This window comes from Stenotrophomonas humi, assembly GCF_001431415.1.
Lineage (GTDB): Bacteria > Pseudomonadota > Gammaproteobacteria > Xanthomonadales > Xanthomonadaceae > Stenotrophomonas > Stenotrophomonas humi.
This window is the reverse complement of sequence record NZ_LDJI01000021.1, coordinates 48883-61213: the sequence shown is the minus strand read 5'-3', so window position 1 is coordinate 61213 and position 12331 is coordinate 48883. Positions and strand designations below refer to the sequence as shown.

Annotated in this window: 9 protein-coding genes; 8 read left to right on the top strand and 1 reads right to left on the bottom strand. The window is 64.6% G+C overall.

Going from position 1 to position 12331, the window contains the following annotated elements:
- The first annotated feature begins 356 nt into the window (after nucleotides 1-356).
- The 8 genes from ABB26_RS11575 (at nucleotide 357) to ABB26_RS11540 (ending at nucleotide 11878) form a co-directional block, all read left to right on the top strand.
- Nucleotides 357-1211: a DUF1838 family protein gene (locus ABB26_RS11575; protein WP_057634265.1), complete on the top strand. Its 855-nt coding sequence runs from the start codon at nucleotides 357-359 to the stop codon at nucleotides 1209-1211.
- 90 nt (nucleotides 1212-1301) lie between these two features.
- Nucleotides 1302-3737 carry a TonB-dependent receptor gene (locus tag ABB26_RS11570; protein WP_057634264.1) on the top strand — a complete coding sequence of 812 codons (2436 nt, stop codon included), beginning with the start codon at nucleotides 1302-1304 and terminating at the stop codon, nucleotides 3735-3737.
- Nucleotides 3738-3920: 183 nt separating this feature from the next.
- Nucleotides 3921-5321, top strand: a complete 1401-nt coding sequence (locus tag ABB26_RS11565) for a flavin monoamine oxidase family protein (RefSeq protein ID WP_083490796.1) — start codon at nucleotides 3921-3923, stop codon at nucleotides 5319-5321.
- Between the two features lie 56 nt (nucleotides 5322-5377).
- Entirely contained in the window at nucleotides 5378-6550 is a 1173-nt protein-coding gene (locus ABB26_RS11560; protein ID WP_057634261.1) for an acyl-CoA dehydrogenase family protein, read from the top strand.
- Nucleotides 6551-6553: 3 nt separating this feature from the next.
- On the top strand, nucleotides 6554-7558 hold the full coding sequence (locus ABB26_RS11555) for a zinc-binding dehydrogenase (protein ID WP_083490795.1): 1005 nt from the start codon (nucleotides 6554-6556) through the stop codon (nucleotides 7556-7558).
- A gap of 9 nt (nucleotides 7559-7567) precedes the next feature.
- Nucleotides 7568-9145 (top strand): alpha/beta hydrolase, encoded by a 1578-nt coding sequence (locus ABB26_RS11550; RefSeq protein ID WP_057634257.1) that lies wholly within the window; start codon nucleotides 7568-7570, stop codon nucleotides 9143-9145.
- A 15-nt stretch (nucleotides 9146-9160) separates the two neighbouring features.
- Nucleotides 9161-10723, top strand: a complete 1563-nt coding sequence (locus tag ABB26_RS11545; protein WP_057634255.1) for an FAD-binding oxidoreductase — start codon at nucleotides 9161-9163, stop codon at nucleotides 10721-10723.
- A gap of 291 nt (nucleotides 10724-11014) precedes the next feature.
- Complete coding sequence (locus ABB26_RS11540) at nucleotides 11015-11878, top strand: PA4780 family RIO1-like protein kinase (RefSeq protein WP_057634254.1); 864 nt, start codon at nucleotides 11015-11017, stop codon at nucleotides 11876-11878.
- Between the two features lie 231 nt (nucleotides 11879-12109).
- Here the strand turns inward: ABB26_RS11540 and ABB26_RS19230 are convergent, their stop codons facing one another.
- Nucleotides 12110-12322, bottom strand: a complete 213-nt coding sequence (locus tag ABB26_RS19230) for a hypothetical protein (protein WP_057634252.1) — start codon at nucleotides 12320-12322, stop codon at nucleotides 12110-12112.
- Nucleotides 12323-12331: the final 9 nt, after the last annotated feature.

Here is a 12331-nt window from a genome sequence, read left to right as displayed (position 1 = left end):
GTAATGGCGGTGCGCATTCATCCCCCGGCTATTTCGCGACATGTCGCCTGCTCCCGAACTTCTCAAATGTCCGGACAAAATTCCAGTGCCATTTCGCACCGGTTAGGGGCGAATTTGTGTTGCTAAGCAACATCTTGCGCAGTTCTGCCGACGCCGCACCGGGACAGGCTTTCAGTCCAGCCAGCAGGACCACGGCCTCCGTGACGAAGGTATTACGAATGATTGGACAATCATGTCCTAATGATATAGCTATATGTCATCTTAGCCGCGTCGGCAGCCCTGCCGGCCATGGTCCGGGGCAAGGGGCACGGCGGTTGTCCAGGCTCCACTCAAACGGGGGATTGCACGTGATTCGAATGTCATCGGTTTTGCTGGTTGCCGCAATTGCACTTTCGCCACAGGCAAAAGCGCTGGATCTGCAGTCCGAACAAGGCAGCGTTGAAGCGATGGTCAAGCTGCGCTGTTCGCTGGACCCTGCGCAGGAAGAACTGCTGTGGTGGGCCGGCACGCTGTTCGCGCAGGAGCCCGGTAAGAAGGCGGCGCCACTGATGGGCTTTGAGGGCTACAACATCTGCCGCGCCGAAAAGCAGGCCGACGGTGTGTGGCGCCTGGTCACGCGCGAACTCACGTTCTACCGCGATCTGAAGACCGGCAAGATCATCGACAGCTGGGACAACCCGTTGTCGGGTGAGCGCAACGACGTGGTGCAGGTGGCCAATGACCCGGTCAACACCGTGCTCAATCCCCCGGGGCGTCCGTTCCACATGCCGTGGGTGGAAGCCGGTGACCAGGTGATGTTGACGCTCAACATTCCACTGGCCTATCCCAACCCGCTGCAGCCGGATGAATTCCCGGCTGAATCCAGTGGCCCCACCTACATGGGCTCGGAGCACTTCATGTTCTTCGCGCCGCGCGCGGATCTGGAAAACCCTGCACTGAAGAGCGTGCCGGTCACTTATGGATGGACCCGCATCGGCCCTTGGCTGCCGTGGATGAAGCTGGGCATGCGCCCGGGCAACCTGCTGTACATCGCGCAGGGCAACAAGCGTGCATCGGTCAACGAGCTGCCGGCCGATGTCCAGGAACTGGTGCGCAGCCGTTACCCGGAATACGCCCGCGCGCCGGAAACGTGGGTGCAACCCAATGTCACCAGCTGGAGCTATTACAAGCAGCTCAAGCAGGGCGCTGCGGCGAAGCAGAAGCAGGACTGAAGTACGGAAACACAGGATGGATCCCTCCCCCAAGCGACGGCGCATCCAACCTCCCAATGCAGTTCCGATCAACCTCCAGTCGGTAAACCCATGAAGACCATCAAGCCAGACCTGTTGTGCGCCTCGATTGCCTTCGCGCTGCTGTTGTGTGCGAACAACGCCGCCGCACAATCCGCCGAAGCATCGAGTGCAACGCAGGCAGCCAGCAATGACGCCGTGTCCAGCCTCGACAAGATCACCGTGACCGCGCGAGGCGTATCCGAGCCGTTGCAGCAGATGCCGCTGCCGATCACCGCCATGTCCGAGCAGACCATCGAAAAGAAAGGGCTGAACGATGTGCGTGACATCGCCAACCTGTCGCCGAGCTTCTCGTTCAAGTCCGGCTACGGCCGTGGCTTCGACCGCCCGGTGATCCGTGGCATGTCCAACATCCAGGGCGAGTCCAACGCCTCGTTCTTCATCGACGGCGTCTATGTGGAAGGTGATATCTCCAGCTACGGGCTGGAGAACATCCAGCGCGTGGAAGTGATCCGTGGCCCGCAGTCTGCGGCGTTCGGCCGCCGCACGTTCTCCGGCGCGGTCAACTTCATCACCAAGCGTCCGGGCAGCGCGCCGGGCGGCAAGGTGACTTTGGGCGTGGGCAACTACGGCCAGGAAAAGATGGGCTTGTTCTACTCCGGCAGCAATGATGACGGCTCGTTCGGCTACGACATCAGCTTGAACAAGCGCGGCAACGATGGCGTGTTCTACAACCAGGCATCGGGCAGGAAGGACCTCAACGGTACCGAGACCGTCAGCGGCATGGCTGCCATTGCCTGGTCGCCGACCGACAACCTGGACATCACCGCGCGTGTGATGAAGCAGAAGAGCCGCGACCAGCATTTCGCAGCCGCGCGCCTGGGCAGCGACAACCTCAACTGCTACCTGCCGGAGTACACCGGTGGCCTGTACTTCGGCCTGTATCCGATTCTCGAATCACGCCGTCGTGGCTACTACTGCGGTGATCTGAAGGCGCCGTCCGACTACGCCATCAATACCAAGGAATTCGAGGCTGCCGGTTACTTCTCCGGTCGCAAGACCGACCTGCTGCGCACCAGCCTGGTCGTGGACTATCTGTTCGACAATGGCTGGAACCTGACCTCGACGTCGGCCTACAACAAGAACGAAACCTATTCGGCCAGCGATCAGGACTACAGCGCCATTCGCGGCTACGGCGGTGCGTTTGAGAGCTTTGCCAACACCGGCCTGAAGAACTGGTCGCAGGACATCCGCCTGAGCACCGACCAGAACCTGGCGGTATCGGGCATGTTGGGCGCGTACTACTACCACCAGCAGGCGCAGCCGGGCTGGGGCGGTGACCTGACCGGCTTCGTCCTGCCGGGCAACAAGTCGGTGACCACCATCGCGACCAACCCGGATGATGAGACCGTCAACAAGGCGATCTACGGCCTGATCAACTGGCACATCAACGACAAGTGGACCACCTCGCTGGAAGGCCGCTACGCTCGCGACGAAATCAGCAAGGGCGGCATCGACACGCGCGCACTGGGTTCCAGCATCTACACCCAGGCCTATGCGCTGAGCGAGACCTTCAGCAGCTTCACCCCGCGCTGGACGCTGAGCTACCAGGCCGCGGAGAACATCAACCTGTACGGACTTGTGTCCAAGGGCACCAAGCCGGGTGGCTTCAACACCGATGTCTATCGCGCCGACTTCCTCGAAACCGAGCGCGACGCGTTGATCGCGCGTGGCCTGGAGACCTTCAAGGAAGAAGAGGCCATCAACTACGAGCTGGGCATCAAGAGCGACTGGCTGGACGGCACCCTGCGCGTGAATGCCAACCTGTACCAGATCGACTGGACCAACCAGCAGCTGACCGAAACCGGCCCGGTAATCCGCAAGAACGGCTCGCTGTTCGCCACCAGCTACACCACCAACGTCGGTGAGTCGCGTATTCGTGGTTTCGAGCTGGAAAGCCAATGGGCGTTCGCCAAGGGCTGGCTGGCATCGTTGGCGTACTCGTACACCGATGCCGAGATCCTGAAGTTCCTCAGCCAGGACCAGGCCGATCTGTTCTCCGACAGCAACGCGCCGACGCTGGCCGACCCTGCTGCCAATGCAGCCGGTTACACGTTGCCACGCGTGCCCAAGAACAAGGCCACGCTGGGCCTGATGTATGACGGTGCGTTCGCCAACGGCTGGCAGTACACCGCCAACATGGATACCACCTACGAAAGCCGTCGCTACGTGCAGGTGGACAACCTGGCCAGCCTGGCGCCATCCACGCGCACCAACTTCCGCTTCAGCCTGCGTCCGACCGAGCAGCTGCAGGTGTCGGCCTATGTGACCAACGCATTCAACGACCGCACGCCGGAAGACGCGCAGCGCACCATCAATCCGGATGCCTACATCGCCATCCCGGCAGTGCCGCCGTTGACCGGTCTGGCGGTGAGCAACCTGCGTGACTTCGGCATCACCCCGTCGTTGCCGCGCATGTACGGGGTTGAAGTCAGCTACAAGTTCTAAGCGGGCGCAACAGGAAGAAAGCAGGACCGTGGGCCGGGATGACGCGCAGCGAAATCCCGGCGCTACGTCGGCGGTCTGGCAGGGCATGCGGGGTTTCATCCCCGCCTGCGTGCTGCCAGATCGCCGTTCCCCCGCTGCACGGCAACAGCAACGGCTTCATCTGGTCAGTGAACGGAAACAACGATGCAACGACGCCATTTCATCCAAGGACTTTCAGGCATGGCCGCACTGTCGCTGGTCCCGGGCATGCTGCGTGCAGCACCACTGGCCGGCGATGTGATCGTGGTCGGCGCCGGCCTGGCCGGCCTGGCAGCGGCCCATGCGCTGGAAGTCGGTGGTGCGCGGGTCACGGTGCTGGAAGCCAACCCGCGTGTCGGTGGTCGCCTGCAGACCGTGGAACGCAACGGCCTGCGGTTTGAAATCGGCGGCGTGGAAGTAGGCACCGGCTACGCGCGCGTGCATGCCCACGCCCAGCGCGTGGGTGTCGGCATCGTGCCGCCGTCGGCTGCCCTGCCCACCGCTGCCGGCCTGGGGCTGGTGCTGGGCGATGCGCTGGTGCCGGCGCCGCAATGGGGGCAAAGCCCGCTCAATACGCTGCAGGGCCGCGAACATGGCCTGCTGCCGCCGATGCTGCTGTCCACCGCGATCGGTGAACTGGGCCTGCCGGCGGTGGACAGCTGGCGCGACCCGGCCAATCTCACTCTCGATATCCCACTGTCCGAACTGATCGCCGGCAAGGGCTGGTCAGCGCAGGCGTTGCAGTGGATGGATATCGGCAACAGTTTTTCCTCGCTGCAGACCATCAGCGCGCTGGATGCATTGCGCCGCGATGCGCTGCGGCGGTTCGGTTCACGCGGCACCGGTTGGGTGCAGGGCGGCAGTCAGGCGCTGCCCGAGGCCATGGCCGCCTCGCTGGCGCAGCCACCGGTGCTGGGCGCGCAGGTGGTGCGGGTCGAATCCAGCGGCCGTGGTGTGCAGGTCCGCTGCGCCGATGGTCGCCGCTTCCGCGCCGCGCACCTGGTGCTGGCCCTGCCCAGCGGCCCGCTCAGTCGCATCGCCATCGACCCGGCGCCGCCGGCCGAACAGCGCGCTGTCTGGTCGGCGCGTCGCTCCAACGCGGTCACCACGGTTCACCTGCATCCCACCCGCAAGTTCTGGGAAGAGGACGGCCAGCCGCTGTCGTTGTGGGGGGATGGCGCGTTGCAGCGCGTGTTCGCAGTGCCGGGCGGGGATGGTGAGATCAACCGCCTGATTGTCTGGCTCAACGGCGCCAGGGCGCAGCAGGCCGACCAGCTCGACCGCGAGGCCCGCTTTGCGTGGGTCATCGATGCCATGGAGCGCCTGCGCCCGGCATCCAAGGGCGCCCTGCAGCCGCTGGAGACCCGCAGCTGGGGCAATGACCCGCTGGCCGATGGCGCGTTCTCGGAAATCGCCCCGGGCCGTTTCGCGCAGACCCTGCGCTGGAACAACACCCCGTTCGGGCGCATCCACTTCGCCGGTGAGCAGACCGAACTGCATGTGCCGGGCATGGAAGCGGCCGTCAGCTCGGGCGAGCGTGCGGCTGCAGCAATTCTTTCGGCCTGATTGAACTACCTTATCCCCTACCTTCCCGGGCGCGGACGCGCCTTCCAGAGACAGTAATGAGCCTGAAGACACTGAACCCCTACGATTTGTTCGACGTGCGTTCGCTGCTGAGCGAGGAAGAACGTGCGGTGCAGGATTCCGTTGCCCGTTTCACCGATGAACGCGTGCTGCCGATCATCGGCGACTGCTTTGACCAGGGCCGCTTCCCGACCGAGCTGATCCCCGAGATCGCCGACATGGGTCTGCTGGGCTGCTCGCTGCCGGAGCAGTACGGTGGCGCCGGCTTGAACGGCGTCAGCTATGGCTTGATCTGCCAGGAACTGGAGCGCGGCGATTCGGGTATCCGCAGCTTCGTCTCGGTGCAGAGTTCGCTGTGCATGTACCCCATCTATGCCTACGGTTCGGAAGAGCAGCGCATGCGCTGGCTGCCGGACATGGCGCGCGGCAAGGTCATCGGCTGCTTCGGCCTGACCGAAGCACACGGTGGTTCCGATCCGGCCGCGATGAAAACCCGTGCGGTGAAAGACGGCGGCGACTGGGTCATCAACGGTTCCAAGATGTGGATCACCAATGGTTCGGTGGCCGATATCGCCATCGTCTGGGCCAACACCGATGAAGGCGTACAGGGCTTCGTCATCGAGAAGGGCACCCCGGGTTTCACCACCCAGGAAATCAAGCACAAGATGAGCCTGCGTGCCTCGGTCACCGGGGCGCTGTTCTTCGACAACGTGCGCGTGCCCGATGCCAACCGCCTGCCCAACGTGAAGGGCCTGAAAGGTCCGTTGGGCTGCCTGACCCAGGCCCGCTACGGCATCACCTGGGGCCCGATCGGCGCGGCCATCGCCTGCCTGGACGAAGTGCTGGCTTACACCAAGGAACGCATCCTGTTCGGTCGCCCGGTTGCGGCCACGCAGAGCGCGCAGATCAAGATGGCCGACATGGCCCGGCGCATCACCGCCGGCCAGCTGCTGGTGCTGCAGCTGGGCCGCCTGAAGGATGCCGGCGTGATGCAGCCGCAGCAGGTGTCGCTGGCTAAGTGGAACAACTGCCGGCTGGCCATCGACATTGCCCGTGAATGCCGTGACCTGCTGGGCGGCGCCGGTATCACCACCGAGCACGGCGCGATCCGCCATGCGCTGAACCTGGAATCGGTCATCACCTATGAAGGCACCGAGACCGTGCACCAGCTGGTGATCGGCCGCGAGCTGACCGGCATCAACGCGTTCTGATCAATGGACGGCCTGCACGAAACAATGCAGGCCGTCTGTCTGCGGCGGATTCCACGGGGTATGCCGCAGGCGCAGGACTTCAAGCTCCGGCAGCTGCCGTTGCCGGCAGTCGGTGATGGCCAATTGCGGATGCAAGTGCAGTGGTTGTCACTGGATCCGTTCCTGCGGGCGCAGCTGGGGGGGCGTTATGCGGTGCCGCGTCCGCCGTTGGGCAGCATCGTGCCGGGCTATGGCATCGGCACGGTGGTGGAAGATCGCAGTGGATGCTTCGCCGCCGGTGATGTGGTCAGTGGGCTGACCGGCTGGGCCGAACAGGCGGTACTCGATGCCAAGGTCGTGTCGCGCGTGGACACCGCGCTGGCCCCGGTCAGCACTGCCGTCGGTGTGCTCGGCATTCCAGGCCTCACCGCATGGGCCGGTGTGCGCCGCATTCTTGAACCAAAACCCGGCCAAACCATCCTTGTCTCCACCGCTGCTGGTGCAGTGGGCAGCACTGTGGGGCAGCTGTGCAAGGCGGCGGGTTGCCGCGTGATCGGTATCGCCGGCAGTGCGCGGAAATGCGCCATCGTGGTCGAGCAGTATGGCTTCGATGCCTGCGTGAACTATCGCGATGCGGATTTCCCGCAAGCGCTGCGTAACGCATGCCCCGATGGCGTCGATGGCTACTTCGACAATGTAGGCGGCGCCGTGTTGGAAGCTGCGTTGTCGTTGCTGCGCCTGCATGCGCGCGTGGTGCTGTGCGGCCTGAGTGACCAGTACAACCGCGCCGAGCGCCCGCCCGGGCCCAATCTCGGGCCGGTGATCGCCGCACGTGCACGACTGGAAGGATTGGTGGTGTACGACCACCTGGCGGATTTTGATCGCTGCCGTGGCGAACTGGCACGGATGATCGGTGACGGCACGCTGCGGTACCACGAACACATTCATGACGGGTTGGCCAACGCGCCAGCCGGTTTCATCGGCCTGCTCAACGGCGACAACCTGGGCAAGGCGCTGGTACGGCTTTAGGGAATACGCATGACCTTGATCCAACGCCGCTTCGTGTCCGTCAACGGACGCCAGGTGCATTACCGCATCGCCGGCACCGGCCCAGCCCTGCTGCTGATCCACCAGTCGCCGCAGAACTCGCGCATGTGGCACGCGATGATGCAGCGCTTCGCTGACCGCTACACGGTCGTCGCACCGGACACGCCGGGCTTCGGTTACTCCGATGCGTTGCCCGGCAACCCGATGACGATTGCTGACTTCGGCGCGGCCACGCTTGAATTCGTCGACGCCATCGGTCTGCAGCGCTTCGCCGTGTTCGGCATGCATACGGGGGGCCTGATTGCCACATGGCTGGCATGGGCAAATCCACGACAGGTTGCAACGCTGATCGTCGACGGTTATGCCGCTTTCACTCCGGAAGAAAGCGCGCTGTATGGCGAGGCGTACCTGCCGCCCTTCGTGCCGCAATGGGATGGTTCTCACCTGCGTTGGCTGTGGTCGCGCATGCGCGAGCAGAAATATTACTTCCCGTGGTACGACGGCCGTGCCGAAGCGGCCATGCGGATCGCCCCGCAGACCACCGAAAGCACGCGCGAGACGGTGATGGACGTGCTCGACGTGGGCGACACCTACCGCGCCGGCTATGCCGCCGCGTTCCGTCATAACGATCATCATTGGCTCAACGAACTGAAGATGCCGTCGTGGCTGGTGTTCCGCCACGGTGACCCGCTGCTGGCGCATATGCCGCGCCTGCTCGACCTGCCGGGCAACGTGCAGTTGATCGAGGAGCACGATGGCATCGCGGCGATGCACGCGAAGATGGATGCGTGGCTGGCGCAGGTGCTCTCCGTCGAGCCTGTTTTTGAAGCAACGGTCGCTGATGCATCCAATGCAGGTTGGCAACGCCGCATCATCGCCAGCGCAGCCGGTGACATGGCCGTCTGGGAACGCGCCGGCGAAGGTCCGCTGCATCTGGTGCTGCACGCGCCGGGCACGCGCCCGCTGTCGCCGGCGCAGTTGCCGGTCAGCGAAGGCGCTTGGCTGCTGCCGGATCTGCCCGGTCATGGCGCTTCCTGCGAAACCGACAGCGAACTTGGCGCCGACGTGGTCGTGCAGGCGCTGCTCGACGCCCTGCGCGGTGATGGCGCACAACCACTGCTGATCGAAGCACATGGTGCCGCTGCCGGTTACGTGCCGGCGCTGGTCGATGCATTGGGCGCGCGCGTGCAGAACGTACTGCTGCATTCACCATGGCTGCTCGATGCCGACGAGCAAATGATGCTGTTGGACAACCTACCGACCACCGTCATCGACCGCGCCGGTGGCTATCTGTGCGATGTGTGGCAGTGGGAGCGTGAGCGCCACCTGCTGTGGCCGTGGATGGCGCCCAGCGCCGACGCACGCCGTCGCGTTGATGCACCGTCGCCGGCATGCGTGCATGCCAACGTGGTCGAACTGCTGCGGCTTGGCCCGCGCCTGCACACGCTGCTGCGGGATGCCACCGCACCGGGCCTGGCTGCGCGGCTGCGTGCCTTGCCGGTGCCATTGCAGGTGAACGCCGATTCCGAATCCGACTTCCAGGGCCGCGCTGCCGCGCTGTCCGCCTGATCCCGAAGGACCCCCATGAGCAACGCCACTGCAACCGCGCAAGACGTCATCGCCCAGCTGAAGGTCAGTTGGGGCAAGGACATCGTTACCGATCCCAACGAGCTGGAATACTTCGCCACCGACGTCTATTCGCAGGGCCAGCCGCTGCTGGCGGTACTGCGCCCCGGCAACGCCCAGCAGCTGGCCGGCGCGGTCAAGCAGCTCACCGATGCCGGCATCGCGGTGGTGCCGCGCGGTGGTGGCATGAGCTACACCGGCGGTTACACAGCCGCGCGCAGCCCGAGCGTGCTGGTCGATACCGGTTCGCTGGACAAGATCGTCGAGATCAATCTGGAGGACGCCTACGTCGTCGTTGAAGCCGGTGTCACCTGGCGTGCGCTGAAGGAAGCACTGGATGCCAAGGGCGTACGCACGCCGTACTTCGGGCCGATGTCCGGCTCGCATGCGACCGTCGGCGGTGGCATGTCGCAGGGCGCCGTCTTCCACGGTTCGGCGCGCTACGGCTGCTCGGCCGACGTGGTGTTGGGGTTGCAGGTGGTCACCGCCAACGGTGACGTTCTCACCACCGGTTCGGCCGCTGCAGCCAACACGTCGCCGTTCTTCCGCTGGTACGGCCCGGACCTGACCGGCCTGTTCCTCGGTGATTGCGGCCTGCTCGGCATCAAGACCCGCATCGTGCTCAAGCTGATCCCCAAGCACGCACACATCGATTACCTGTCCTGGCAGTTCGGCACCCCCGATGGCCTGTTCGGCGCATTGAGCGCGCTGGCCCGCGCCGGCCTGGCCAGCGAAACGGCCGCGTTCGATCCGGCGCTGACCCGCATCCGCATGCGTCGCGCCAGCCTGTCCAGCGACGTCAAGGCGCTGACCAACGTCATCAAGAAAGGCGGGCTGATCTCCGGCCTGAAGCTGGCGGTGAAGGGCCGTGACATCGTCGACCAGGAGCAGTTCTCCCTGCACATCACCCTTGAAGGCGACAGCGCCGCTGAAGTGGCCGACCGCGTGGCGCGTGCGCGCAAGCTGGTGGAGAGCTTCGGCCAGAGTGTGGAACCGTCGATCCCGAAGATGATGGCGGCCAACCCGTTCGCCGCCTGGAACTCCATGCTCGGCCCGCAGGGCGAGCGTTGGGCGCCGGTGCACGCCATCGTTCCGCATTCGAAGTCGGTGGCCGTGTTCAATGCGCTGCAGGCGCTGTTCGCCCGTGAGCAGGAAACCATGGACCGGCACGGGATCTTCATCGGCACGCTGATGTCCAGCGTCGGCGCGCAGACCACGCTGATCGAGCCGTGCATCTACTGGCCGGACAGCCACAACGCGTTCCACGTCCGCACCGTGGACGTCGATCACCGCGAACGCATCGGCTGCCCGGGAGAGCACCTGGATGCCCGTGCGGCGGCGGACAAACTCAAGCGCCAGATTGCCCACGTCATGCGTTCCCACGGTGCGGCCAACCTGCAGCTGGGCAAGTTCTACGACTACCGCGCCGGCCGCGATCCGGCTGCGCTGGCGCTGCTGGATGCCATCAAGGCCCAGCTCGACCCCAAGGGCCTGATGAACCCGGGCGTCCTGGCACGCTGAGCGATCAATGCCCTTCTCCCGGGTGCGGGGGGATACTCCCGCAACGGCGCGCGTTCCAGCTTTCTCCCGCCTCGGTTCAAGCAAGCCCAACCCCCAAACGGCCAGGTCCACGGACCCGGCCGTTTCCCATTTCCCGTCGAAATCGGCACGGATCATGGTCACGGGGCGGCGCTGAACACTGTCCGCCTGTTTTCATTCCCCGCCATCGGCAACAATATGCCCCCTTGATCCCGTCCTATCGGGCCACGTTCGACGCCGTTCGAGCGGTCACCCAATCCACACCGAGAGACTGTGAAGACACCCCAGCAACTACAGGCACTGATTGATGACGGTGTCATCGAAGAAGTGCTGCGCCCGCTCAAGAGCGGCAAGGAAGCAGCGGTTTACGTTGTCCGCAGTGGCGGTGAAGTGCGCTGCGCCAAGGTCTACAAGGACATGGCCCAGCGCAGCTTCCAGCAGCGCGTGCAGTACCAGGAAGGCCGCAAGGTCCGTGGCAGCCGTGAGGCCCGCGCCATCGGCAAGGCGAGCAAGTACGGCCGCAAGCAGCAGGAAGTGGCCTGGAAGAACACCGAGGTGGACGCGCTGTATCAACTGCGCGAAGCCGGCGTACGCGTACCCGAGCCGTTCGGTTACTTCCATGGCGTGCTGGTGATGGAGCTGGTCACCGACGCCGACGGCTTCAGCGCCGCGCGTCTGGGTGAGGTGGAGCTCAGCGCCGAGCAGGCACGCGAGTTCCATGAAGTGCTGGTGCAGCAGGTCAAGCTGATGCTGTGCTGCGGCCTGATCCACGGCGATCTGTCGGCCTACAACGTGCTGGTCGGCCCGGACGGTCCGGTGGTGATTGATTTCCCGCAGGTGGTGAGCGCCGCCGGCAACAATGCCGCGCGCACCATGCTGCTGCGCGACGTCAACAACCTCACCGCCAACCTCGGCCGCTGGGCACCGGAACTGCTGGAAACCTGGTACGGCGAGGAGATGTGGGAGTTGTTCCAGGCCGGCGAACTGCAGGCGGATACCAAGCTGACCGGTGAGTTCACCCCGGACGAAAGCGCCATCGACCTGGACAGCGTCCGTCACGCCATCAACGATGCCCGCGAAGAAGCACTCATCCGCCAGCAGGGCCGCGAAGCGGCGGCTGAGGAAGAAGGTTACTGACGCGTCGCCCCCTCCCTTTGCCGCAGGCAAGGGGAGGGTTGGGGAGGGGACGCACGCTGCAACCTCGCCGGGACGGTCAAGCCAAAGCCGGCTGAACCCGACTCCGATCCCGGTCTTCGCCGGTTTTCCCTCAATCAACTCCCTGACTGATTCCACATTGGTGGCATGTCCGTGCAGGAGCAGTCGGTCAGCCAAGCCGGGGTCAGGGTCCGGTTTTCCCTATCCGCAGGTTCAAGGGTTGAGGCAGGCCGTCGGCTTGGCTGTTGTCTCGGTCCGCGCGCTCGGAACCGGTGCGTGACGCTGGGCCTGTTCCGTCGCTTTCCCTTCCCTCCGGCTTCCCGGCGCGGGCGCGGACGGGCTTCCGTCGGTTCCCGCCAACGCCTTGGCCAGTTCCACATTGGTGATATGTCCGTGCAGGAACAACAGGTCGGTAAAGATGCGCATGTCCGTACT

Excerpts from the sequence above, each read along its gene's own strand:
- ABB26_RS11560 (WP_057634261.1), top strand. The coding sequence starts at position 5,378 with ATGAGCCTGAAGACACTGAACCCCTACGATTTGTTCGACGTGCGTTCG.
- ABB26_RS11545 (WP_057634255.1), top strand. The coding sequence starts at position 9,161 with ATGAGCAACGCCACTGCAACCGCGCAAGACGTCATCGCCCAGCTGAAG.
- ABB26_RS19230 (WP_057634252.1), bottom strand. The coding sequence starts at position 12,322 with ATGCGCATCTTTACCGACCTGTTGTTCCTGCACGGACATATCACCAAT.
- ABB26_RS11550 (WP_057634257.1), top strand. The coding sequence starts at position 7,568 with ATGACCTTGATCCAACGCCGCTTCGTGTCCGTCAACGGACGCCAGGTG.
- ABB26_RS11565 (WP_083490796.1), top strand. The coding sequence starts at position 3,921 with ATGCAACGACGCCATTTCATCCAAGGACTTTCAGGCATGGCCGCACTG.
- ABB26_RS11555 (WP_083490795.1), top strand. The coding sequence starts at position 6,554 with ATGGACGGCCTGCACGAAACAATGCAGGCCGTCTGTCTGCGGCGGATT.
- ABB26_RS11570 (WP_057634264.1), top strand. The coding sequence starts at position 1,302 with ATGAAGACCATCAAGCCAGACCTGTTGTGCGCCTCGATTGCCTTCGCG.
- ABB26_RS11575 (WP_057634265.1), top strand. The coding sequence starts at position 357 with ATGTCATCGGTTTTGCTGGTTGCCGCAATTGCACTTTCGCCACAGGCA.